This window comes from Nonomuraea sp. NBC_00507, from assembly GCF_036013525.1.
Taxonomy (GTDB): domain Bacteria; phylum Actinomycetota; class Actinomycetes; order Streptosporangiales; family Streptosporangiaceae; genus Nonomuraea.
The window spans coordinates 1,301,684-1,324,070 of record NZ_CP107853.1 but is presented as its reverse complement, the minus strand read 5'-3'; the positions used below and the strand labels follow the sequence as shown (position 1 = coordinate 1,324,070).

At 68.6% G+C, this 22,387-nt stretch carries 21 protein-coding genes and 1 pseudogene; 12 read left to right on the top strand and 10 right to left on the bottom strand.

The annotated features are described in order from the left end of the window. Positions 1–37 precede the first annotated feature (37 nt). Entirely contained in the window at positions 38–445 is a 408-nt protein-coding gene (locus OHA25_RS06885) for a MerR family transcriptional regulator (protein ID WP_327586749.1), read from the bottom strand. 50 nt (positions 446–495) lie between these two features. On the opposite strand from OHA25_RS06885, the gene OHA25_RS06880 reads away from it, so the two are divergent. The 5 genes and pseudogenes from OHA25_RS06880 (at position 496) to OHA25_RS06860 (ending at position 2,823) form a co-directional block, all read left to right on the top strand. After that, positions 496–975 (top strand): NAD(P)-dependent oxidoreductase, encoded by a 480-nt coding sequence (locus OHA25_RS06880; protein WP_327586748.1) that lies wholly within the window; start codon positions 496–498, stop codon positions 973–975. A gap of 4 nt (positions 976–979) precedes the next feature. Beyond that, positions 980–1,138, top strand: a complete 159-nt coding sequence (locus OHA25_RS06875; RefSeq protein ID WP_327590936.1) for an imine reductase family protein — start codon at positions 980–982, stop codon at positions 1,136–1,138. Next, positions 1,135–1,567 (top strand): annotated as a pseudogene (locus OHA25_RS06870) (PPOX class F420-dependent oxidoreductase). The gene OHA25_RS06875 and the pseudogene OHA25_RS06870 overlap by 4 nt, the downstream one beginning before the upstream one ends. Before the next feature lie 169 nt (positions 1,568–1,736). Further along, positions 1,737–2,132 carry a hypothetical protein gene (locus OHA25_RS06865; RefSeq protein WP_327586747.1) on the top strand — a complete coding sequence of 132 codons (396 nt, stop codon included), beginning with the start codon at positions 1,737–1,739 and terminating at the stop codon, positions 2,130–2,132. A 58-nt stretch (positions 2,133–2,190) separates the two neighbouring features. Further along, complete coding sequence (locus OHA25_RS06860; RefSeq protein ID WP_327586746.1) at positions 2,191–2,823, top strand: GNAT family N-acetyltransferase; 633 nt, start codon at positions 2,191–2,193, stop codon at positions 2,821–2,823. A gap of 36 nt (positions 2,824–2,859) precedes the next feature. Here the strand turns inward: OHA25_RS06860 and OHA25_RS06855 are convergent, their stop codons facing one another. Continuing rightward, the gene (locus OHA25_RS06855; RefSeq protein WP_327586745.1) at positions 2,860–3,333 is read right to left on the bottom strand and encodes a GNAT family N-acetyltransferase; all 474 of its coding nucleotides are present in this window, start codon (positions 3,331–3,333) and stop codon (positions 2,860–2,862) included. Between the two features lie 213 nt (positions 3,334–3,546). Continuing rightward, complete coding sequence (locus OHA25_RS06850) at positions 3,547–6,345, bottom strand: AfsR/SARP family transcriptional regulator (RefSeq protein ID WP_327586744.1); 2,799 nt, start codon at positions 6,343–6,345, stop codon at positions 3,547–3,549. A gap of 195 nt (positions 6,346–6,540) precedes the next feature. Here OHA25_RS06850 and OHA25_RS06845 point away from each other — a divergent pair, with 195 nt between their 5' ends. Together OHA25_RS06845 and OHA25_RS06840 are read left to right on the top strand one after the other, a co-directional pair. Next, positions 6,541–7,023, top strand: coding sequence for a hypothetical protein (locus OHA25_RS06845; protein WP_327586743.1), 483 nt, complete (start codon positions 6,541–6,543; stop codon positions 7,021–7,023). 9 nt (positions 7,024–7,032) lie between these two features. Further along, entirely contained in the window at positions 7,033–7,425 is a 393-nt protein-coding gene (locus tag OHA25_RS06840; RefSeq protein ID WP_327586742.1) for a hypothetical protein, read from the top strand. A 448-nt stretch (positions 7,426–7,873) separates the two neighbouring features. On the opposite strand, the gene OHA25_RS06835 is transcribed toward OHA25_RS06840, so the two are convergent. The 3 genes from OHA25_RS06835 to OHA25_RS06825 form a co-directional block, all read right to left on the bottom strand. After that, positions 7,874–9,265 carry an MFS transporter gene (locus tag OHA25_RS06835; protein WP_327586741.1) on the bottom strand — a complete coding sequence of 464 codons (1,392 nt, stop codon included), beginning with the start codon at positions 9,263–9,265 and terminating at the stop codon, positions 7,874–7,876. Between the two features lie 4 nt (positions 9,266–9,269). Then, a complete protein-coding gene (locus OHA25_RS06830; RefSeq protein ID WP_327586740.1) occupies positions 9,270–10,640 on the bottom strand; it encodes a DNA-3-methyladenine glycosylase 2 family protein in 1,371 nt (456 codons plus the stop codon). Between the two features lie 72 nt (positions 10,641–10,712). Next, positions 10,713–11,330: an FMN-binding negative transcriptional regulator gene (locus tag OHA25_RS06825; RefSeq protein WP_327586739.1), complete on the bottom strand. Its 618-nt coding sequence runs from the start codon at positions 11,328–11,330 to the stop codon at positions 10,713–10,715. 34 nt (positions 11,331–11,364) lie between these two features. Between OHA25_RS06825 and OHA25_RS06820 the strand changes: the two genes are divergently transcribed. Then, the gene (locus tag OHA25_RS06820) at positions 11,365–12,693 is read left to right on the top strand and encodes an aminotransferase class I/II-fold pyridoxal phosphate-dependent enzyme (RefSeq protein WP_327586738.1); all 1,329 of its coding nucleotides are present in this window, start codon (positions 11,365–11,367) and stop codon (positions 12,691–12,693) included. 3 nt (positions 12,694–12,696) lie between these two features. Here OHA25_RS06820 and OHA25_RS06815 read toward each other — a convergent pair whose 3' ends face one another. Continuing rightward, positions 12,697–14,043 (bottom strand): MFS transporter, encoded by a 1,347-nt coding sequence (locus tag OHA25_RS06815; protein WP_327586737.1) that lies wholly within the window; start codon positions 14,041–14,043, stop codon positions 12,697–12,699. A gap of 596 nt (positions 14,044–14,639) precedes the next feature. Between OHA25_RS06815 and OHA25_RS06810 the strand changes: the two genes are divergently transcribed. Continuing rightward, entirely contained in the window at positions 14,640–15,518 is an 879-nt protein-coding gene (locus tag OHA25_RS06810) for a hypothetical protein (protein WP_327586736.1), read from the top strand. Positions 15,519–15,790: 272 nt separating this feature from the next. On the opposite strand, the gene OHA25_RS06805 is transcribed toward OHA25_RS06810, so the two are convergent. Further along, positions 15,791–16,198, bottom strand: coding sequence for a hypothetical protein (locus OHA25_RS06805; protein ID WP_327586735.1), 408 nt, complete (start codon positions 16,196–16,198; stop codon positions 15,791–15,793). Between the two features lie 458 nt (positions 16,199–16,656). Between OHA25_RS06805 and OHA25_RS06800 the strand changes: the two genes are divergently transcribed. Continuing rightward, a complete protein-coding gene (locus OHA25_RS06800) occupies positions 16,657–17,556 on the top strand; it encodes a M23 family metallopeptidase (protein ID WP_327586734.1) in 900 nt (299 codons plus the stop codon). 140 nt (positions 17,557–17,696) lie between these two features. On the opposite strand, the gene OHA25_RS06795 is transcribed toward OHA25_RS06800, so the two are convergent. Next, the gene (locus tag OHA25_RS06795; RefSeq protein ID WP_327586733.1) at positions 17,697–18,863 is read right to left on the bottom strand and encodes a hypothetical protein; all 1,167 of its coding nucleotides are present in this window, start codon (positions 18,861–18,863) and stop codon (positions 17,697–17,699) included. 1,048 nt (positions 18,864–19,911) lie between these two features. After that, the gene (locus OHA25_RS06790) at positions 19,912–20,511 is read right to left on the bottom strand and encodes an HNH endonuclease family protein (protein WP_327586732.1); all 600 of its coding nucleotides are present in this window, start codon (positions 20,509–20,511) and stop codon (positions 19,912–19,914) included. 194 nt (positions 20,512–20,705) lie between these two features. Here OHA25_RS06790 and OHA25_RS06785 point away from each other — a divergent pair, with 194 nt between their 5' ends. Both OHA25_RS06785 and OHA25_RS06780 read left to right on the top strand, forming a co-directional pair. After that, positions 20,706–21,638, top strand: a complete 933-nt coding sequence (locus tag OHA25_RS06785; RefSeq protein ID WP_327586731.1) for a methyltransferase — start codon at positions 20,706–20,708, stop codon at positions 21,636–21,638. A 45-nt stretch (positions 21,639–21,683) separates the two neighbouring features. Then, positions 21,684–22,280: a YciI family protein gene (locus OHA25_RS06780; RefSeq protein ID WP_327586730.1), complete on the top strand. Its 597-nt coding sequence runs from the start codon at positions 21,684–21,686 to the stop codon at positions 22,278–22,280. Positions 22,281–22,387: the final 107 nt, after the last annotated feature.

Below are 22,387 nucleotides of genomic sequence, written 5' to 3'. Positions count from 1 at the left end.
GTCACGCGGCTTGCGACACTCTCCGCCCGGGGCGGGATCACGCTGGTGCCGACTCCAGCGTGGTGGGGGCGCATCCCTGATAGTGCCGTGACACGCCCTGCTCGGTGGCGTCGATGTAGTCGTGGAGTGCCTGGCGGGAGTGGATGAGCGTGTCGATGTGCTCGTCCAGGCCGTGCAGGCGTGCTCGCAGGGTGTCCAGGAGCTCGGGGCAGGGCTCCAGCTCGGGGGCCGCGCCGGTGGCGCAGGGCAGTATGAACCCGATTTCCTGGGTCGACAGTCCGGCTTCGAGGAGCTTCCTGATCTGAGTCACGGTCAGGACGGCATCGTCGCTGTATTCGCGGTAGCCGTTGGCGCCGCGCCCGGGCTCGAGCAGGCCCTGAGCCTCGTAGTAACGCAGCTGATGCGCATGGACTCCGGTCAACCGGCTGAGCTCCCCGATCAGCATGCTCACTCCTCCTTGACCTTCATACCGGTATGAACGTTGACGATTCTGCCATGACCACCAACCCACCAGAGGGGCACATGATGCAGAGTCGCGACGCCGGCAGCGCTCCCGTGACAGTGATCGGCCTAGGTCTGATGGGCCAGGCGCTGGCCGGAGCGTTCCTGCGCGAAGGGCACCCCACGACCGTGCGGAACCGCACGGCAGCCAAGGCCGAACGCCTTGTCGCCCAGGGCGCGAGACTCGCCGGGTCGGTCGGCGAGGCCGTCTCGGCCAGCCCGCTCGTGGTCGTCTGCGTCTCGGACTACGACGCCGTGCACGAGCTCCTCGATCCGCTGGGCGAGGTCCTCGACGGTCGGGTCCTGGTGAACCTGACCTCGGGCACGTCGCAGGTGGCTCGTGAGCGCGCCGAGTGGACGGCGCGGCGGGGCGGCGCCTACCTCGACGGCGCGATCATGGCGGTCCCTCAGGGCATCGGCACGGCGGACGCCGTCATCGTCTACAGCGGGTCGCAGCCGGCCTTCGACCGGTAGGAGCCTGGGTGCGGGAACGACGTACCTCGGCGGCGGTGTCAATGCCGAGCTTCCGAGGTTCGTCAAGGCCCTGACCGACCGGGCGGTAGCCGATGGGCATGGCGGGAACGGCTACGCGGCGATGATCGAGCTGTTCCGCAAGCCTTCAGGGGTGCGCTCGTGATCGCCACACCGTTCAACCCACACACGCTGCTCGTGGAAAGCCGGCTCGGTGTCCTCGCCACGATCAAGTCGGACGGCCGCCCGCAGCTTTCTCCCGTCATGCCCTTCTACGACCAGGACGCCGGTGTCATCTACGTGTCGATGAATGGGGAAGCAGCCAAGACGGCGAATCTGCGCCGGGACCCGCGAGCTGCGCTGGAGGGTCACCAGCCCCGACGGGTGGGCCTGGGCCACCGCCGAGGGTACGGCGACACTCACCGGGCCGGGGACCGATCCTTACGGTCCCGAGGTCGAGGCACTGGTGCACTACTACCGCATCGCCGCGGGGGAGCACCCGGATTGGGACGAGTACCGGTCGGTGATGGTGTCCGACCGTAGGGTGCTGATGGTGATGAGGGTCGAGCACGTGTACGGCGCCAAGATCCGCTGACCGCGCTCCAAGAGGTGAGGCCGGCTGGCCCTTCGTCTGACGGCTCGTCCCGGATGTGTGGGACTGATCACCCCCGATGTGTGGACTCCTGCACAGAGACTCGCGCGGGATCTCCGTAATGTCCCTGCTGCCGGACCGACCGGCACACATCGAACGGGGAGAACCCACCATGCGTAAGTCCCTCGCCGCCGTCACGCTCGCCGGCTCCATGGCCGTCACCGCCCTCGCGCTGGCCCCGGCCGCCCAGGCCGGGACCCAGAGCGGCACCACCACCGTCAGCTGGGGCAAGTTCTTCTCCAGCGACCACAAGGCCTACACCTTCGGCAAGACGTTCCAGCACGGCGGCGCCGTGCACACCACCTGGTACGGCGTCGACAAGGTCGGCGGAAAGAAGGGCTGGGTGTGGTTCGAGTACTACAAGAACGGCTCCTGGCACCGCTTCAACCACTCCTGGGACGGCAAGGCCACCGGCAGCTGGAAGGGCCACGGGATCAAGAAGATCTACACCTTCACCTGCTGGGCCGGCAAGTTCGACAACTGCGGCCGCAAGTACCGCATCTACTAGACCCGGCCGTGATGATCGACCGGCGTGCAGCGCCGGCTGCCTGTCATACCGTCGGTGGGTGATCAGTTTGCACGACATTCTCGCCGATGCGGCCAGCGGGCGAATGCCCCAGCAGGGGGCGGGCCCCACCATCGTTCCGCAGCCCTCCCGGCGTGACGCGGGAGTGATCGCTTTCACCGCTCACCACGTCATCTTCGCCGACCTCGACCAGGCGTGGATCAGATCCCGGCTTCCCGCCGGGGACCTTTCGGCCCCGCTCAACCCACCGTTCCTCAGGGAACTGGAAGCGCGCATGGAGCGCAGGGTCAACAACATCGACATGCTGGCCCTGGCCGGTCCCTGCGCCGACCGGCCGCTGATCGATCTGGTCGAGGTCATGGACGATGCCCATCCGCGTGTCCAGCGTGCCCGCCGGTATCGCGATGACGTGCGGGTCTGGACCTGCCCGGGAGGGGTTCTGATCATCGGGCGTGGCGTCGCCGGTCGGTGGGAGGTCGCGATCGAAGTAGACCCGGCCGGCCAGGGACGCGGTCTGGGCCGCGCCCTTGCCCGCGCGGCGAGGCACCTCACCGGGCATCCGCTCTGGGCTCAGATCGCCCCAGGCAACGCGGCGAGCGTCCGGGCGTTTCTCGCTGCCGGGTACGTCCCGATCGGCGCAGAAGCACTTCTGGTCGCGGATTCCCCACGATGATCTACCGTCGGGCGAGTGGCGCGGCGTCTCTGGGCTTCAAACAGTCCTTTCCCATCGGACCTCGCCGTCGTGCCATCGCTCAGTAGGACGCAGGCCTGCTGAGGTGGCGACGGCAGCCGAGGCCGCGTGGTCGGGGTGGATGTGCGCGATGATCGTGCGGATCCCCTGCTTCATGAGCCACTCGACCAGGGCCTTGGCGGACGCGGTGGCCAGGCCGCGGCCCTGCCATGGCGTGCCGATCACCCAGGCGATTTCGGCGGTGCCTTCGTCGATCGTGGCCTGCACATATCCGACGAGCGACTCTTCCTCGCGGGACCAGATCACCCAGTTGCACCAGCCGGGAGGTCCGGCGGCCAAGCGCTCGTAGCGGGCGCGCAGCTCCGGGGCTGTGAGTGGGGCGCCGCCGGTGAACGTGTGGAGCTCGGGGTCGGACAGGACGACGGCCATCTCGTCGGCGTACTCGGGACGCAGCGGGAGAAGGATGAGGATCGGGGTCTCGATGGTGTCCATGGGAGGCTCCGGATACTTGCTCGTATGACGCCGTGAAGACCCGTTCTATCGCGGCGGCGCCGCTTGGGGTACGCGAGGGCATGGACTGCTTGTCATATTCGCTAGGAAAGCCTAAGCGTCTGCCGTGATCTCGTGGTGGAGCTCTTCGGGTAGCGGACCATCCAGGCGTGACCCGGCCGGGGCTCTGTGGTCGTACGCCGCGATCGCTGAGACCTACATCGTCCTGCGGATGGACTCCGGGGGTTCCGGGTTGTCGCTGGTTTCGATGGTCCGGCGCTCGTTTCCGCTGATCAGGTCGAGCCGGTCGAGGATGGCGACGCATTTCCCCTGGGCGTCCCTGGCCTGCTCGCGCTCGCCCAGGTCCCAGTACGCCTGCCCGAGCCCCCACCAGTGCTCGGCTTCGAGAGGGGTTTCGAGCGTGCCCGCCGCACTGTCGGCGTCAAGAGCCGCGCGATAGCGCTTCACGGCGTCCGCGGGCGAGCCGGCCAGGCGATCGATGTCGGCGAGATGGCCGAGGGCGACTGCTATGCCGGTCGCGTTCCCCACCTCTTCGGCGATGGCCAGGGACTCCGTGTGCACCTCGAAGGCCTCGCCGAGACGATCGGCCTTCTGGTAGGTGGTGCCGAGGTTGGTGAGCATTATCCCCTCGATGAGCCGGTTGCCCTGCCGCCTGACGAGCTTCAAGGCCTGACGGAACAGGCTGATGGCCTCCTCGAACCTCCCCGCCAGACGGTGGGAGAGGGCGAGGAGGTTGAGCTGGCTGGACTCGCCCCGCTGATCCCCGACCTTTCGGGACGCCGCCAGCGCGATCTCCGCATGGTAGATGCTCTCCTCCAGGTTGCCGACCCGGTTGTGCGCGCCGCCCAGGTTGGCGTGGGCCGCCGCTCGATACCGAAGATCGCCGGTGGCGTCGCACGCCTCGACGGCCAACTGGCCGATGACGACCTGCTCTCGAAACCGACCGCGCACGTCCAGGGGCGCGTACAACGCGGCGGCCAGTGCGACCGTTAGCTCGGGGCCGGTGCAGGAGGCCCGGGCGACGATCGCGGGCAGGTTGCGCGCCTCGGTGTCGATCCAGGCGCAGGCGTCGTCCACGCTCTCTATGGCCAGGCCGGGCAGCATCGGTTCCGGCCCGAGCGACAGGCTCTGCCTCTGGGCGATCACCTGGGTGGCGGTGCGGGCGGTGGAGAGGTACCAGTGGAGCACCCGTTCCACGGCCTGCCGGACCTCCGGCTCGGTCTCCTCCTCGTTCACGCGTTCGCGGGCGAACAGCCGGAGCAGGTCGTGCATGCCGTACCGCCCGGGGGCGCGGGTCTCCATCAGCTGGGCGTCGGTGAGTTGGTCGAGGAGGGTTTCGGCCTGCTGGTCCGGCAGGCCGGCGAGGGCTGCGGCGGCCGGTACGCCGATGTCGGTGGTGTCCAGTGCGCCGGTCAGGCGGAACATGCGTGCCGTTGGATAGTCCAGGGCGCGGTAGCTGGGCATGAAGCTCGTGCGGACTGCGCGGTCGTCCACCTCCAGTTCCGACAGGCGGTTCTGCTCGGTGGCGAGCCGGTCGGCCAGCGTGCGGATCTCCCACCCGGGACGGGAGGTCAGGCGGGCGGCGGCGATGCGGATCGCCAGCGGCAGCCGGCCGCACCGGCGTACGACCTCGGCCGCTGCTTCGGGTTCGGCATCTACGCGGTCCGGTCCGAGCAGGCGGCGCAGCAGCGCGTGCGAGTCGCCGTCCGGCAGCACCTCCAGCCGCTCGTGCACGGCGGCGTCCAGGGTGGTCAGCAGTTTCCTGCTGGTGACCAGGACGCCGCAGCCCGGTCTGGCGGGCAGCAGGGGCCGCACCTGGGCGGCGTCGGCGGCGTTGTCGAGGACGAACAGCATCCGTTTGTGCTGGGTGAGCGTGCGCAGCCGGGCCGCCGCCTCGTCGGTGCCGATTGGCACGGCGGAGCCCTCGACGCCGAGTGAACGCAGCATCCGGCTGAGCGCCTCGATGGGTTCGAGTGCTTTGACTCCGGGGGTGGAGCCGTTCAGGTCGATGTAGAGTTGGCCATCGTCGTACTGGCCGGCCACCTGGTGGGCGACGTGGACGGCGAGGGCGGACTTGCCGATGCCGCCCGGCCCGGCGATGGCGCACACGGCCGCCGAACGGCGGTCGGCGGCCGTCAGGGCGGCGCGTAACCGCACGATCTCGGCCGACCGGCCGGTGAACGTTTCCACGTCGGCCGGCAGTTCCGCCGGTCCGGCGGGCTGTTCGGTCCGCACGGGTATGGGGGCTCCACGAAGCACCGCCTGATGCACGCGGCGCAGCTCCGGCCCCGGCTCGATCCCGAGTTCGTCGACGAGGGCCTGCCTGGTCTGCTGGTACGCCTCCAGGGCCTCGGCCTGCCGGCCGGAACGGTACAGCGCGAGCATGAGCTGTTCGGTGAAGCGTTCGCGCATCGGGTGCTCGGCCACGAGCCCTCGTGCCGTGGTGATGACGTCGGCGTGCCTGCCGAGTGTGAGATCAACGACCAGCCGGTCGTGCAGCGCCGACAGCCGCAGCTCCTCCAGCCTGGCCGCCTCCTCGGCAAGCGGCGGGCAGTCGGTCAGGCCGGCGTACGCGGCGTCCCGCCACAGGCCGAGCCCCTGGCCGAGCAGCGAGCTCGCCCGCTCGGGATCGCCCTCCTCGGCCGCCTTCCTGCCCTGCGTTACGAGCTCTTCGAAGCGGCCGGAGTCCAGCTCGCCGGGGCGCACGGTGAGAAGGTATCCGTGGCGACCCGACGTGAGCCGCTCATCCGGTTTACCGGCCTCGAAGGCGCGCCGGAGGTTGTGCACGTACACGCGAAGGTTCGCCCCCGACGACGACGGAGTCTCGCCGTCCCACCACAGCGCGTCGATCAGCTGGGACGAGGGAACGGGCCGGTTGGCCGAGCGGAGGAGCAACCCGAGCAGCATCCGCTGTTTGCGCGAGCCGATGTCGATGGGGTCCCCGTGGGCTGTGACCTCCATTTGGCCGAGAACGCTGAAGGCCATTCCGGCCATGGTGAAACACCTCTCGCAGCGGCACGTCCGACCGGCGCCCCCTGGCCTTGTGGCTCATACGCCAGGTCATACGCCGACATTAACACCCATTCGCAATGCTCGGTCATGCGATCGGTCGTCGGTCCGCTTTAACCCGAAATATACAACCAAATCATTAAGCGGGTTAATTGCCCGTTCGATTGGAGGATCTTCGCCATGCTCAGCAGCCGCAGCCGAATCGCCGGCCTGCTCGCGGCGGGCTCCATCGCGGCGATGGCGGCCGGGACGCTCCCGGCAGCCGCCTCCGCCGGCCCGCAGCAGCTCCTCGCCCCCGCGTCGGGGACGCTCGCGTCGAGCTGCTCGACCTACCTCGCGGGCGGCGGTTCTGCCGCGCCCGGCCAGCCGCCTCTGAAGGTTTACGCCCACGCCCGCGCGACGTGCAACTACGTCTACGGGGTCAAGCTCCAGATGACGCTCTATCGGAACGGCAACAAGGTGGGCGAGAAGAAAATCTGCCAGGACGGTCCGAGTGATCCGACCAGTCCCGTGGGGGTTCCCAAGGACAGGACCTGCGAGGTCAACATCAGGGTGAACAATCCGTCGGGGCGCCAGACCTGGACGATGAAGGTCACGACGCAGTGGATCAATAGCAGTCTCAACACGGTCACGAAGCCCTACACCAAGAAGTTCGAGCTTTAGGGGGTCACAGTGTTCTCTTCCAGGCTTCTCACCCGGCTGAGCGTGCTGCCGTTGAGCGCCGCGCTCGTGGTCGCGCCCACGACCATGGCGAACGCGGCCGTCGCCGCACCGATCCCCGCCGGGTGCACGGTGAGCGCGAAGACATTGGAGAATCACTCGGTCGGCATGCGCACGATCGTCGGCCGGGGCGTCGTCACCTGCGAGTCCGCTCTGCGCCCGCAGATCTCCATCAACCTGCGGAAGGGCGACACCATCAAGTCCCGCGCCAGGAAGGACTGCAAGATGGAGAAGAAATGCACCGCCTGGACCGACACCATCTTCAGGGCCCAGGGCACCAACTGGTGCACCCAGGTAATAGTGGACTGGGGATTGAGCACCACGATCAAGTGGGGCTGCCTATAGTGACCGCTGGCGTCCGTTATGAGATGCTGCCGGACCTGCGGACGGCAGCGCGGGCAGGTGGGAGGGCCGGCGATGTCGAAACTGCGGCTGCAGCGCCGCGCACTGCGCGTCGGTGAGGTCGTGCCGCCTCTCCGAGAAGGTCGGCGACATGTTGACGACCTTCTCGGACCTGCCGAGGCATGGAGACTTCCAGCACTGGCCGCCGTGGCGCAGGTTCGTCGTGGAAACGGCCGCGCAGCTGCTCGACCCGGATCATGGCGGACCACCCGATCTCGCGTGGAGGATGGATCACCTTCCGGCCTACCGCGAGACGTTCTCCTGGCTTAGCCGCGAAGGCCAGGCCGTCGACACGACCGGCATCCCGCCGGCCGAGGTGGCCAGGAGCATCGCGGCCGGGGTGGGGGACTGCCGCCCCGGTCGTCCACAGGTTGTGCATAGTCGGCCTCGTTCAGCTGGAAGCCGGGTCTGCCTCCCCGAGAGGCCTCTCCCGCGGTGCCTCTGTCGCGTTGTGAGTCCCGGCGGGACCGGGGTTGTGCTGCGTGGACGCCTTCGTGATGCCAGGTGCGGGAACGCCAGCCGGGTGCCCGGCCGGCGTTGTGGACGAGGTGACGGGCGACGGCTTTATCCACAGAGGCCGGGGGTTATCCACAGGTGTGGATTCCGTGGGGTTCTCACGCAGGAGCAGCAGGGCGAAGGCCGGTACGGCCGCCAGAGCCGTCATCAGGATCACGGCCGCCGGCAGGTTGCCCGCCACCAGCAGCGGGGTGACCATGGCGGCGCCGATGGGCAGTGTGGCCTGCATCATCGTGCGGAAGACGCTGAAGACCCGGCCGCGTTGCGCTGGGGGGACACGCTCCATGCGCAGCGACTGGGCCCACACCGTCATGGGGGCGCTGAACGTACCCATGATCAGGAAGGCGGCGGTCACCATCATCAAGTCGGGGCTGCCCAGGAGGGCGAGGATGCCGGCGGCCGCGACCAGCTCGACGAGGGCGATCGCGGTCAGCCTGCCGATTCTGGGCCGCCACGCGCCTGCCGCGAAGCCGCCCAGCAGTTCCCCCGCCGACAGGGCCGCCATCAGGAGGGACAGGGTGGCGCCGTCGCCCGGCAGGTGCTCCTTGGCCAGCCAGGGAGCCACCACCATGGTCATCGCGCCTTCGGCGATGTTGAACGCCATGAAGGCGAAGGTCGTGGCGATGAGGACCTTGTCGCGGAACACGGGGGCCTTCGGGGAAGGCGTGGTCGCCCGAGGGCGCAGGGGAGTACGGATCCGGGTCAGCGCGATGGTGAAGCAGACGTAGGTTGCGGCGTCGAGGGCCAGCATGTTGGCCGGGCCGACCGCGGCGAGGAGGGGTGCGGCCAGGGTGAAGCCGATGATGCCCGACAAGGAGTAGCTCACGGACTCCAAGGCGTTGGCGGCGTCGCGCTGCCCCTCGGCCACGAGGTCGGGGATGGTCGCGGGGACGGCGGCCATGGGGACCATCTTGAGGAGGCCGTACACCGCCGCGACTAGGAACGGCAGCCACTCGGGCACGCCGCCGACGGCCGCGGCGATCGGGATCGACGCCACCGCGGCGCCTCGCAGGACGTTGTCGACGATCAGGACCGTCCGCTTGTCGAAGCGGTCGAGCACGAAGCCCGCCGCCAGGCCGCCGATCAGCACGGGAGCGGTGTAACAGACGGCCAGCACGCCGAGCTTCGCGGTGCCGTCCCGCTGGGCGAGCACGAGCCAGGACAGGGCGATGTAGGTCATGCTGTCGCCCATCACGGAGACGGACGCGCCCAACCACAGGCGGCGGAAATCCGGCCTGCTCCTGAGGAGCGGCAGATAGGTCGACACGTCTTCAGCCCCGGTCGCGTAGGTGCTGCATCGCGTACGAACGCCACGGGCGCCACCGTTGTACGTGCTGCTCTGCCTCCGGTCCGAGGCGACGCAGGCCGTACTGAACGGCAGGGTCTCCGGGCAGGAACACGTCGGGGTCGCCGAGGGCCCGCAGGCGGATCCGCCCCACCGCGTCCGCCGTCACGCCGGGCAGGGCGAGGAGCTCGCGTTCGACCTGGTCGCGGCCGGTCTCGAGGTGTACGGCTCCGGCGGTCAACGCCCGGGCGAGGGCGGCGACCGGGGGCGGCACGTCGGCGGCGTTCGCCAGGACCTCCATGGACGGGAAGACCGAGCGGACGGCCGCATCGGTGCGCAGGGGAGTGCCGTGGCGCTGGACGAGGTCGGTGAGCAGGGCCCGGCCCTCGCTGGTCTCCTCGTTCACGATCGCACGAACCGCCATCTCGGCCGCGTCGACGTGGCCTGGCACCCGCCTGCCCGGTGCGGCCGCGATCAAGGGAGCCAGGAGTGGGTCGGCGCCGAGGTGGTCGTTGATGTCTCGGGGGTCGGCATCCAGGTCCAGGAGGCGGCGGCAGCGCCGTACCGCGGCAGGCAGGTCGCGCAGGGCGTCGAGGCGCAGCTCGCAGGACACGGATGCCTCGCCCGGCCGCAGCGTGACGATGCCGAGGCCGTGCGGGAGGGTGAGCGCTCGGCGGTAGAAGTCGTCGCCGGCCTCCTCCAGACCGGGGATCGCGCGGTCGGCCAGGTACCGGAACAGGCCGGCCAGGTCCAGGGGCGGGCGGTAGGCGAGGCGCAGGTGGAGCGTCCCGCGCGCCCGCCGGGTGGAGGGGCGCAGCGCGGTGGGAGTGGTGCCGTAGACCTTGCGGATCGTGTCGTTGAACTGGCGGATCGTGGAGAAGCCCGCCGCGAAGGCGATCTCGCCCGCCGGCAGGTTCGTGGATTCCAGGAGCGTTCTGGCGTTGGCCGCGCGTTGGGCTCTGGCGAGCGCCTGCGGGCCCGCCCCCAGGTCGGCGAGGAGCTGACGGCGGAGCTGGCGCTCGCTGTAGCCGAGCCGGGCGGCGAGTCCGGTGACGCCTTCCCGGTCCACGAGCCCGTCGGCGATCAGCTGCATGGCGCGGCCGGTGACGTCGGCGCGGACGTTCCATTCGGGGGAGCCGGGGACGGTGTCGGGGCGGCAGCGTCTGCACGCGCGGAAGCCGGCGTCGTGGGCGGCCGCGGCGGAGGGGTAGAAACGCACGTTTTCCGGCTTGGGCAGGGCGGCCGGGCAACTGGGGCGGCAGTAGATGCCGGTGGTCACGACGGCGACGAAGAAACGGCCGTCGAAGCGGCCGTCCCGGCTCCTGAGCACAGCGTACGCGTCTTCGTCTGCGAGCATGCGCCTTACTTTCCCCGCTCGCCGGCCGCCGCCTCTAGTGACGATCGGACATCAAGCGCGGGCCCAGGACCATTAACCCATCCGCCTGAGCTGCTGCTCCCGCGCCCCCGCATCCCCGGGCAGGTTCCGCCCGGCCAGCTCTCCCGCGATCCGCTCGCGGAACTCGACCGGCCGATGGTCGTCGTACTTGAACTTGGCCCGCACTCCCACGACCTCCAGCCGCAGCCCGCGGATCGCCGACAACATCTTGCGGTACGGCCCCTCCTCGGCGGCCATCACCCCATGCCCGCCGTCCGGCTGGTGATGGGCCAGCTGGCGGCGCAGGATCTCTGCCTTCTCCTCCTTGTCGTCCACGATCTTCGCCGTGCACGTGAGCTGAACGGAGGCGTAATAGCTGGTCGGCACGCCGTTGTCGGGGGAGTCCGAGCGCCACGTCGACGGGATGTAGGCGTAGTCGTCGTGCACGCTCACCAGCACCGTCGGGTTCGCCTCCAGCGCGACCCAGATCGGGTTGGGCCTGGCCAGATGGAGCATGACCTCGCCGTCGCCGTCGAACAGGAAGTGCGTCGGCACCACCACCGGCGGGCCGCCGTCGGTGCCGTTCGCCGCCAGTTGCCCGAAGTCGCGCGTGCGCAGCCAGCTCCGCCACTCGTTTCCGTCGCGGGCCGCGTCCCATGGATGAATGAGCACCGTAACCCCTTTGTATTGGTACATAATAGATTTTGTGCTAGAAACATATCGTGTCACCGGTGGGACGGCCAACGAGATAGCGGCCGGTGTCGAGGCCGCCGTGTCGGATGGGCGGCTGGCGCCGGGCGCGCCGCTTCCCCCGGTCCGCGAGCTGGCCACGCTGGCCCAGGTCAGTCCCAACACGGCGGCGGCCGCCTATCGGCTGCTGCGTGAGCGCGGGATCGTGGAGACCGCCGGGCGGCGGGGCACCAGGATCAGGCCGAGGCCCGCCAGCACGGCACGTGAGGACATCCGCATCGAGGTGCCGCCGGGCGTCCGGGACCTGTCCAAGGGCAACCCCGATCCCACCCTGCTGCCGCCCCTGCACGAGGCGCTCGCCGCCGCCGCCCGCGCGCACCAGGAACGGCCCGCCATGTACGGCACGGGCGACGACGAGGAACTCATCGCCCTGGCCGGGGCCCGCCTGCGTGGAGACGGCGTGCCGGCCGCGCCGCTGGCGATCAGCTCGGGCACCCTCGACGCCGTCGAACGGGTGCTGAACACCTACCTGCGTCCCGGCGACGCGGTCGCGGTGGAGGACCCCGGCTGGTCGGCCCTGCTGGACCTGGTGGCCGCGCTCGGTCTGCGTCCCGTGCCGATGCGGATCGACGACGACGGCCCGCTGCCCGAGGAGCTCGGCAAGGCGCTGCGGGCCGGGGCGCGGGCCGCGGTGATCACGGCCCGCGCGCAGAACCCGACCGGCGCCGCCGTCACCGCGGCACGTGCCGCCGCCCTGCGGGCCGAGCTGGCCGCGCACCCGGGGGTGCTGCTCGTCGAGGACGACCACGGCGACGGCTTCGTGGACGTTCCCCTGCATCCTCTTGCCGGCGTCACGGCCCGCTGGATACTCGTCCGCTCCACGGCCAAGGCGTTCGGCCCCGACCTGCGGCTCGCGCTGATCACCGGCGACCCGGTCACGCTGGACCGGCTGCGGGGGCGGCAGCGGCTGGCCGCGGGCTGGGTCAGCCACCTGCTGCAGCGGGCCGTGGCCTACCTGTGGCGCACGAGGGCGGTGGACACCGCCGCGGTGGCGGCCTCGTACGCCGAGCGGCGCGACGGGCTGGTCGCGGCGCTGGCCGCGCGTGGCGTCGCCGCACACGGCCGTACCGGGCTCAACGTATGGGTGCCCGTCCCGGACGAGGCCGCCGCGATCACCGGTCTGCTGGCCCGCGGCTGGGCCGCCGCGCCGGGCGCGCGCAACCGGGTCGCTACGCCGCCCGCGCTCCGCCTCACCGTCTCGCCGCTGCGGCTGGAAGACATCGCGCCGCTGGCCGACGACGTCGCCGCCGCCGTACACCCGCCGTCACGCGGCCGGTACGGCTGAGCATCACTGGTGCTGATTCACGTGAATCACCGGCTTCGACGGCATCAGACAGTGGGCCAGCACGCCGAGGGCTCCCATCACCAGCACCGCCAGCCCCGCCAGAGTCGCGGCCACCCATCCGCCGTCCAGCGTGCCGAAGAACGCCGCGCCGGTCACCGTGCCGCCGAGCACGCCCCCGGCCTCCTGCACGGTCCCGAGCACCCCGGCCGCGGCGCCGGCGCGCTCTCGCCGTACCCGGGACAGGACGGAGGAGATCAGCGGCGACATCGACAGCCCCATCCCGCCCCCGATCATGAATAACGCCCCCGCCACCTGGTACGGCCCCGCCCCGCCTCCCACGAGGTATCCCAGCAGCCCCAGCCCCACGACCACCATCAGCGCGGCCACCGCCGGCGGCACCCGTCCGGCCCGGAGCGACGTGAGGAAGAAACCGGCGTTCAACGCGGTGCACACGGCACCGGCCGCCAGCGGACTCAGCCCGAGACCTTCCTGCAGGTACAGGGCGAGCACGAACGACAACCCCGCCGACGTGCCGAACAGCAACGCCACCGCCACCAGCCCGCCCGCGAACCCCTTCTCCGCGAACACCGCCAGGTCGAGCAGCGGCGCCCGTCCGGAGGCCGCCAGCCGCCGTTGCCGTCGTACGAAGCCGGCCAGAAGCGGCACTGCGGCCACGAGGCACCACCACGTCCACCCCTGCTCCCGCCCCTCGACCAGCGGCAGCACCACGGCCACGAGCCCCGCCGCGACCAGCGCCGCCCCGGCCAGGTCGAGATCGCGCCGATCGCCGGAGCCCGGGGTGCGGGGGAGCACCCGGGTGGTCAACGCCAGGGCCGCCACCCCGATCGGCACGTTGACCAGGAAACAGGCCCGCCAGCCCAGCCCCAGGGGATCGGCCGCCACCAGCAGCCCGCCGATCGCCTGACCGCTCACGCCGGCCACGCCGACGGTGGTGCCGTACCAGCCGAACGCCCTGGCCCGGGCCGCGCCCTCGAACAGCACGCCGAGCAGCGTGAGCGCCTGCGGCGCGAGCAGCGCTGCCGCGACACCCTGCGCGACCCTGGCCAGCACCAGCGACCCCGCATCGGGGGAGAGCCCGCAGGCCGCCGACGCCACCGTGAACAGCGCCAGCCCGGCGGCGAACACGCGGCGTCGGCCGTACAGGTCGCCGAGCCGCCCGGAGACGATCAGACCGGCGGCGTAGGCGAGCCCGTACCCGGCGATCACGAACTGCACGGCGGTGTCGCCCGCGCCCAGACCGGTCCGGATCGACGGTACGGCCAGGTTGGCGATGAAGAAGTCGAGGGTGGTCATGTACACGGCGACGAGCACGACAGGCAGCGCGATCATGGGACTCCAGGGCAGACATCCGGCGATGAGAGAACACCGGCGGACACCGAACGGTTGACCTCAACCCTGGAGCCGGCGGGTTACGATCCCCTGCCGATCCGCTTCGGACCCGGCGTAGCGCCATGTGGATATCGCGGGCCGCATCCACGCGTGAATCTCAGACGGCGCGGACGCTCAGGCCCCGCAGGAGCCCGCGGCCGCGGTGGCGGCGGCGTACGAGACGGGCCTGCTCAAGCCGGCGGCCGACGGCTGAGGCGACTCCACAGGTCATCCTGACAGGCCTCAACGTCTCAACGTGCACGAGGCGACACTAATCACCTGTGGCAAACGTCCGGGTGACCAGGGATTCGAGCAGGATGAACGGCGAGTGACAGCGGAGCGACATCCCTCTGCTGAGCCGCTACGGACGACTCCCGCGTTCAGTGACCTGGCAAAACATGAACACCCCTCTGATGGTGTCCGTCTTGCCCCGATACCTGAGGTTTTCTGACACAGGAATGTTTCGATCATGGTGACGGTTGGTCAACTTGCCCTCATTCTCTGTTATGGTCCCTTCTTGTCCAAAAATTGGGACAACCTATACCTATAGGAGGATCATGAGGCGCACACAGAGGATGGTCGCCCTTACCACGGCGCTGGCGGCGGTCACCGCTCCCCTGCTGGCCATCGCCTCTCCGGCGGCCGCCGAGCCCGCCAAGACCACTGCCTCCCAGTCGGTGCAGAACCTGCCGCTGGACCTCATCAGCCTCGACGCGCTCACCGGCACCCAGCTGACGCAGCGTGTCAAGCAGCTGCTGGGCAAGGGCTACGTTCCCGAGGCATTGAGCGTGTCGAACGCGGCGAACCCGCAGTACACGTCCGTGTGGATCAAGGACACCACCCGCAAGGTGAACGTCCTGCAGGGTCTGTCGGCCACCAACCTGCAGAAGACCATCAGCGACCAGGTGAAGGCCGGCCTCCAGCCCGCCATGATCACCGGTACTGGCGTGGGCGCGGAAGCCGTCTTCGCGGCGGTCTTCGAGAAGACCACGGCGCAGGTCAAGTCCCAGCTGAGCCTGACCGCGGAGGCCTTCGCCAAGGTCAGCGCTGAGATGAGCGCCTCCGGCTACGCCATCAGCTCGCTGGACGTGTACGGCACGGCCGAGAGGCCGCTGTACGCGGCCGTCTGGGTCGCCGGCGCCGCCACGGGCAGTGTCCAGGTGACCCTGGGCCAGACCGTGGAGCAGCGCGGGCAGGAGCTCCTGGCGAAGGCGAAGCAGGGTCTGCAGCCCGTTGCCATGGCCGTCGAGCCCGGCAAGCTCTACACCACCGTGTGGAGCAAGGGCAACGCGACCGGGCTGAAGGAGTACCTGAACCTGTCCCGTCTGACCTACAAGCTCCAGGCCACGAAGATGGAGGTGCTGGGATACGTGCCGACTAGCCTGGACACCGAGGGTGGCGTCTTCGCGTCGATCTGGGCCAAGGCCAGCAGTTAAGACCTGTCGGTCCGCCCGGTGATCGATATCAGCGGCGTCAGGCCGGCGATTGTGGGCTGAGTCCGGCACAGGAAGAGTGTGCCGGACTCAGCACCACGATAGTGCAGGTCAGCGACGACTGCGGCCGCACGGGGATCGTCGCACCTCCGCGCGGGCATCGACCCTCACCGGCCCCTCGTCCTTAGCCCCCTGCTCTCTAGTTTGCTCGTCCTCCGGTGGGGGCGAGACCACCGCACTCCCGCGCAGGGATCTCGCCCCTCGGCGAAGCTAGCTCAGCAGCTCTTGACCCGGGTCACGGAGTACGGCTTGTAGACGGCGGCGTAGAACTTCTTCTTGCCCTTGGTCTTGGCGTTGACCGTCATGCAGCGGTACTTGGAGGCCTTGTCGCCGACCGAGCCCTTCCGGACGAACATGATCTTGACGCTGACCCTGTGGCTGCAGTGGTTGTTGAAGTAGATGGTCGCAGTCGTATTGCCTTCGCCCCAGGAGTAGTTGGCCCACTTGCCCCTGGGCTTGGTGCACCTGACACTGTCGCGCTCGACCGCGGCTCCGGCTGATGCCGTAGCGGCGCCGGCCTTTGCGGTGCCTGCCTGTGCGGAGGCGGCCGTGGTCGGGGTCAGCAGCAGGCCCGCCGCAGCGGCGGAGCTGAGGAGAACGGGTGCGAGCTTCTTGCGGTTCATGCTTCAACCTCATGCAGGTGAATAGATCTTGACTAGATCACCATACAGACCATCCCAAATCTGAGTAAAGGTCTGTCCATATTGCCCCCTAGGAGCGACCGGACACCCAGTGTCGTCCGGGATGCGGGGATGTGGAGGGCGTCCATGAAGGGTGTCGGGCGATCTTCGGCCACCCCACTGTGAGGGTCGGGAGGCGCAGGACGAGCCGCCTGGCGAAGGTCACACCGACCAACTGCTCTTCTGTCCTTATGGGTACCTGGCCGAAATAAGGCCGAATTTCTTATTACGGGCGTACATAAAGGCATGGCTGGAGGAGCCGCAAAATTTCATCCTGCAGAGATTGATGAAAAGAACTTTCAGGGTTATGTTCATGATCGAGTCGCCACGAGCTCATCGACATCAAAGGAACTGGGCGCCTAACCGTATCCCCCCATACGCACCTGTCCAGAGAGGTGAGCATGCCCACGACCGGCAGGCCGACCTGGCCGAAGACCCTCAGATCCGCGATCATCGCCCTGTTAGTCATCCTCGCGGCAGCGCTGATTCCCCAGGCCGCCTCAGCACAGGCCGTCAGCGTCCTGGCTGTGTCTCACAAGAGCCCTTTCAACTGCGGGAAGACCTTCTACGCCAACAACTGGACCCCTAACCACAACCCGTCGGGCTCCATCGACTGGCAGGACTATGGGGGCGATGACATCAACGGTGAAACGGTGCGTGCCACCGCTTCGGGCACCGCGTACTTCTACGACGCGGGAAGCACCAGCTACGGCAAGTGGATAGAGGTCCGTCACAGTGACGGCAGCAGAACCCGCTATGCCCACCTCGCGACCATGGTGAGGTCGGCCGGTGGCTCGATGAGCGTCAGTCAGGGCACCACGATCGGGACCGTCGGCTCGACGGGCGGCTCCAACGCTCCGCACCTGCACTACGAACAGCGGACCTCCACCGGTTCGATGGACACCAGCCCGACCGTAGACGGCGTGACCGTGTCCTTGGGCGAGAAGAAGGCCATCAAGAGCACCAACGCCTGCAGCGGCAACCCCTACACCCCGGAAGAGGTCTGCGGCAGCGGTTATGCGGTCGTCGACTCCGCCGGCCTCACCGGCGGCAGCACCTACCTGCTCTACAACTCGGGCAACGGCTACAACTGCGTCGTGACACTGAAGACGACGAACCTCGGCTCTCCGTCATCGATGTCGGCCTTCCTGGAGCCGCAAGGGGAAAGCAGGACGACCGACTCAGGCAGCTACAGCTACTATGCGGGGCCGGTGAAGCGCAGCGCGCCCGGACAATGCGTCAAGTGGGGCGGCTCCATCGGCAGCAGCGCCTACACCAGCCCCTTCGAACACTGCAGTTAAGAATCTCAGCCGCACAAGAGGTCAAACGCCACTTCCCGATCATCATGGGAAGTGGCCTTTGACCAACCGGCGCGAGAGCGATCCAGCCGCGCCCCGTCACGAATCCCACAGAGAACAACCACGGGATGCGGCGCGGTCGGTCATTTCAGGTCGGCGAGGAAGGCCTTGGCCAGCTTCGCCACGGCCTTTTGCGCGACGGATGACTCGAAGACGGGCTTCTGATAGTCCCCGGCACCGACGACGCCGCCGCCGGTTGTCGTACCTCTGAAGGTGAACTCGACCGTCCGATCGCCGACCAGTGTCTTGATCAGAACCTCCTGCATGGGATCCTCGTCCGGCCGACCCGGCCTGGTGGTGGAGGAGACCACGGCGAACGCCTTCTCGCCGAGCCCGGAGAGCTCCTGGCGTGGCTCGTAGACAGTGTGGGTGTTGTCGTTGCCGATGCCGCCCTTGGCGTGGTAGCGGTCGTACTTCTTGGCATCTCGCTCGAATTGGAACGTCGATCCCAGGTCGCCGCCGCCCCAGTCGACCACGTGGATGCGAAGCTCGCCGCCGCGAGCGGTGAACTCCTGCCCTGGCTGGTGCTCGACCGCCTCGTTTATGCGCCAGGTGCAGGTGGTGTGCTGGATCCGGCCGTCATTACCGCCGACGGATGGTCCTTGAACGGTGGGGAAGAATGCCGACCCTATTTCTTTGGCGGTGAGGATCGCGCACGGCCCGGCAAGCTTCACCTTGCCGGCGTCCTTGGCCATTTCCGCGGTGACACGCTCGGCGACCTTGCCGGCCCCGGCCCGTACTTCGTCGCCGGAGGGGTACTTGTCGCCTGTCCGGTTGCTGCCGCCGTACTCGACATTGATCAGCCAGGGCCCCTGCCGGATGAACACGGTGGTCTTGAGACCGCTGTGTCCGATCCAGGTCTGGCTGTACGACGCGTCGCCGTACTTCAGCTCCTTGAGCTCGCCGAACGCCGATCCGGAGGTCTTTCCGTCGGTTCGTTTGCCGTCCCGGACGTTGACCCGCCGCTCGTGCCCTTCCTTGTCTCGCTCGAACCGATCCTTGGCGTACTCGACCGCGCTCTGGCTTTCCGTGCTCCGTGCTTCCACTGAGATGCTCAGCGTGCGATGGCCGATGATGCCGTTGCCGACGTCCATCTTGTTGTTGTGCCACTCGCAGGCCGCCCGCTTCTCGTTTTCGGTGGCGGCCCCTGTGGACGAATCCTTCCCGCCGTACCGGCCATCGGTGACCAGGCTCTTACGGAGGCCGTCCGGAATGGCGGTGCAGAGTTGGTCGCCGGTGATCGGCCGCAATTTCACCCTCTCGGCCGCCGGTGACCGGACTGGATTACCCCGGTCGTAGGTGAAGCTCGAGGATGGTCCGGGTTCGCCGCCGCCACTGCGGCTAAGAAGCATCCAACCTCCGGCCACTCCGGCGATCAGGAGGACGCAGAGCACGGCGACGACGGCGATCAACAGCCCTTTCCCACCGCCGCCGCTGCGCGGGGGAGGCGGCCACTGCCCTACGGGACCGCCTGGTGCCGACCCTCTCGGGGCCATTCCTCCCGATGCGTTCGGCGGAAAGCCACCGGAATGCCGGCCCGGTGCTCCAGCATGGCGCGGTGCTCCGGGCACCCCGGGGCCCTGCGGCTGCCGGCCGGGCGGGAATGGTGTGGACATCGGCGACCTCTCGGAACGGACCAGCTATGGCGCGGCGGAACCCGGGGTGTACGCGGGCCCGTTCTCCCAGCTAGACCGTGTCTCATGTCCTCCGCTTCGCGTCCCGGAACGAAAGGGCAGCTGCTGTCCCCCGCTCGATCGGCAGCTACCCGGCGGCAAGGCAGCTCCGCCTCGTGCGCCTGACCCGCGGCTGGTTGCGAGCGTCTTCGGTTCTCTGTGTTTACATGAGTAAAACGGACATCAGCGTAGCCTCGTCGCATGCCAGTCGAGGCCGGGAAGCGATCCGGTGGAAACCGAAGCCGCGTCCGCCCGGATAGCTGGGCGGACCGTGGCTGAGAACCGCGTCATCGGGGCCTGACTCCGCATTCCTGGAGGGAGTGCGGCTCTTGGGCCACCGCCCCGCCGGACGCTGTCCCGTTGGTGCGGACACCACTGGGGGCGGGGACCGGACGTCAGTCAGACACCCGGCTGTGACTGAACATTACCATTCGATTACCTTTAGTCGCTACCGATCAACCCAGAGAAACCAACCACAGTTCTATGGCAACCACAGGTTCGCATAGCAAGCGCCCGCAACAGCTCATACCCTACGGACGGTGGGAATGTGGGCGTGTCAGGTGAATACCTGACAATGAGGTCACGGTTCGACTGCGCTTCGCCGCAGTCCTGGTCAGTGCGCGAATTACCCGCGGCAGGTGCGGAGCATGTTGAGCAAGGCCACCTTCTCCTTCCGCGTCACGAAGAGCCGGTAATGATGCTTCACGGTGATCCATGAGGTCGCGTAGCGGCACCAATAACCGCGGCGCGGCGGACGCCAACTCTGCGGCCCTTGGCCGCCCTTGGCGATGTTGGCGGAATGGCTGACCACTATGAGCTCCGGGCGGGTGAGGTCGTTGGCGAACGCGCGCCGCCGCGCCTGGCTCCATTTGCTGGCGCCAGAGCGCCAGGCGTACGCCAGTGGCACGACATGGTCGACGTCGACCTGCTTCTCGCTCTTCAGTCGCTTGCCGTCGTACGGGCTGTGCCAGATGCCCTTAACAGGGTGGCAGTTCGCGTTCTTGCGCACGCGTCGCCCGTCGCGCGCCAGGACGATCTCTCGTGCGTCGCACCTGCCTCTGTGATGTGCCCATCGAGGCAGGAACCGCCGGTGGCTGTAACCACGGATTGATAAGGGCTGGGCTACTTTCAACTGGTCCAGCATGCGGCGGGCCAGCGCCGCGGCCTGTGGCTGCTTGCTCGTGTCGGCTGCCGCCCGCGGGACAGCGATGATCGGGATGACCAAGGGAGTGAGTACAGCGACTTGGACCGCCCACCTCGAGAAGATCATGCTTCTACCCATACCAGGCAACTCCCCGTCGATGGCACCGATACTCCGGGCACGACAAGGTAAGGGCGACCGTCACCGACCAAGCGGATGGTCGCATGGTTGCTTCCGGGCAAAGCAGCCTTGAGATTCCGCGCGAGGAGTGTCGTGGCATGACTACCGCTGAGGACGATCACGACGAGCAGCACGGCCGGCCATCGGAATGGGAAGCGGCATGGGACGTACTGGGACCTGTAACGGACCTGGTCACGCCGATGGCGGTGCGGGTCGCGGCCTCGCTGGGGCTGGCCGATTTGATGGCCGACGACGCGATGCCCGTCGAGGAGCTGGCACGCCGGTCTGACACCAACGCCGACGCCCTGGGCCGGCTGCTGCGTCACTTGGTCTGCCGCGGTGTCTTCACCGAACCGGAGCCGGGCAGGTTCGCCGTCAACGAGCCCGCCGCGCTGCTGGCGTCCGACCATCCTTCCGGGATGCGGGTGCGGCTCGACCTGGGTGGCTTCGGCGGGCAGATGGACCTGGCATTCACCGGATTGCTGCACACGGTCCGCACCGGGCAACCGGCGTGGGAGACGGTCGTCGGCGCCCCGTTCTGGCGCTATCTTGCCGCGCACCCCGAGATGAGCGGGTCGTTCGACGCGATGATGGCTTCCCGAGCGGACTACGTCGCCGACGCGGCCAGGGGCTACGACTGGTCCGGTGTGCGGGATGTGGTCGACGTCGGCGGGGGCACCGGCGCCCTGCTCGCCGAAGTGCTGCGCGCCCACCCGGATATCCGGGCCACGCTCGTGGATCTGCCGGACACAGTGGATCGAGGTCGGCACTACCTGGCCGAGCGCGGGTTGGCTGCGCGGTGCGAGTTCGTTGGCCAGAGTTTCGTCGTGATCGAGTCACACGGCGGCTCCGGTGCCGACCCGGCCATGTTCGCCGAGATGAACCTGCGCATGCTCGTGCTCAGCGGCGGCCGCGAGCGCACCGTCGAGGACTACATCGCCATCGCTGCCGAAGCCGGGCTCGACGTTGCCGACGTTCACCGCACCGCGCTCGGACATGTCATCCTGGACTGTGTTCCGCTGAGCCCTTGACACAGATCGCGGCTGGGGTGGGGCTGAAGGATCGCCATGGCGGCGATGACCAGAATGGAGCCGTCGCTGCGGGCCGTGGTAAGTACTCTCGCCATGGAGTTCTTCTGTTTTCACCGCGATCGGCCCGACTCCGCGGCTCTGCGCGCCGAGTTGGTGGAAGAGCATTGGTCCTACATGGACCGGTACGCGGCGGAGCTGATCGCCCGCGGCCCGACCTTCCACCGTGACAGCGACACGGCCACCGGCAGCGTGCACATCGTCGACCTGCCAGATCTCGCCACTGCGCGTGCGTTCGTCTTCGACGAGCCCAACTACCAGGCCGGTGTGTACAGGGACGTGATGTTGCGCCGCTGGCGCAACGTGCTGGGCCGCACCATGTGGGATTTCCCTGGCGGCAGAGAGGGCGGCAACCGGTATCTGGTGCTGGGCCTCGGCTCAGGGCAGGCTGCCGACCTTGTCCCGCCGCCCGACCGGGACGAGTTGATCGCGTATGGACCGCTGCTGTCCGACGACGGCGCCACCTGGCTGGGTACGGCGCTGCTGGTCCGGGCGCCGGACCCGGATGCGGCACGCGCCGTCCTGACCCTGGACCGGTATGCCGACATCGAGGTCCACGACTGGGAGTTCGGCGGGCGGCGCTAAAGAGGCGCGGAGCCCTTGGTTCGCGCCGAAAGCTTCAGCGGAGTGGCCTGCCGAACCGGCCCAGGCCCGGCAGCGCCCCGCCCGTTCGCGCCATCGCGGCTCTCGAT

What these genes read in the sequence shown, in the direction of transcription:
- OHA25_RS06850 (WP_327586744.1), bottom strand. Translation starts at nt 6,345, where the DNA reads ATGGCCGGAATGGCCTTCAGCGTTCTCGGCCAAATGGAGGTCACAGCC.
- OHA25_RS06885 (WP_327586749.1), bottom strand. Translation starts at nt 445, where the DNA reads ATGCTGATCGGGGAGCTCAGCCGGTTGACCGGAGTCCATGCGCATCAG.
- OHA25_RS06800 (WP_327586734.1), top strand. Translation starts at nt 16,657, where the DNA reads ATGCCCACGACCGGCAGGCCGACCTGGCCGAAGACCCTCAGATCCGCG.
- OHA25_RS06880 (WP_327586748.1), top strand. Translation starts at nt 496, where the DNA reads ATGACCACCAACCCACCAGAGGGGCACATGATGCAGAGTCGCGACGCC.
- OHA25_RS06780 (WP_327586730.1), top strand. Translation starts at nt 21,684, where the DNA reads ATGACCAGAATGGAGCCGTCGCTGCGGGCCGTGGTAAGTACTCTCGCC.
- OHA25_RS06855 (WP_327586745.1), bottom strand. Translation starts at nt 3,333, where the DNA reads ATGGACACCATCGAGACCCCGATCCTCATCCTTCTCCCGCTGCGTCCC.
- OHA25_RS06845 (WP_327586743.1), top strand. Translation starts at nt 6,541, where the DNA reads ATGCTCAGCAGCCGCAGCCGAATCGCCGGCCTGCTCGCGGCGGGCTCC.
- OHA25_RS06785 (WP_327586731.1), top strand. Translation starts at nt 20,706, where the DNA reads ATGACTACCGCTGAGGACGATCACGACGAGCAGCACGGCCGGCCATCG.
- OHA25_RS06865 (WP_327586747.1), top strand. Translation starts at nt 1,737, where the DNA reads ATGCGTAAGTCCCTCGCCGCCGTCACGCTCGCCGGCTCCATGGCCGTC.
- OHA25_RS06805 (WP_327586735.1), bottom strand. Translation starts at nt 16,198, where the DNA reads ATGAACCGCAAGAAGCTCGCACCCGTTCTCCTCAGCTCCGCCGCTGCG.
- OHA25_RS06830 (WP_327586740.1), bottom strand. Translation starts at nt 10,640, where the DNA reads ATGCTCGCAGACGAAGACGCGTACGCTGTGCTCAGGAGCCGGGACGGC.
- OHA25_RS06810 (WP_327586736.1), top strand. Translation starts at nt 14,640, where the DNA reads ATGAGGCGCACACAGAGGATGGTCGCCCTTACCACGGCGCTGGCGGCG.
- OHA25_RS06815 (WP_327586737.1), bottom strand. Translation starts at nt 14,043, where the DNA reads ATGATCGCGCTGCCTGTCGTGCTCGTCGCCGTGTACATGACCACCCTC.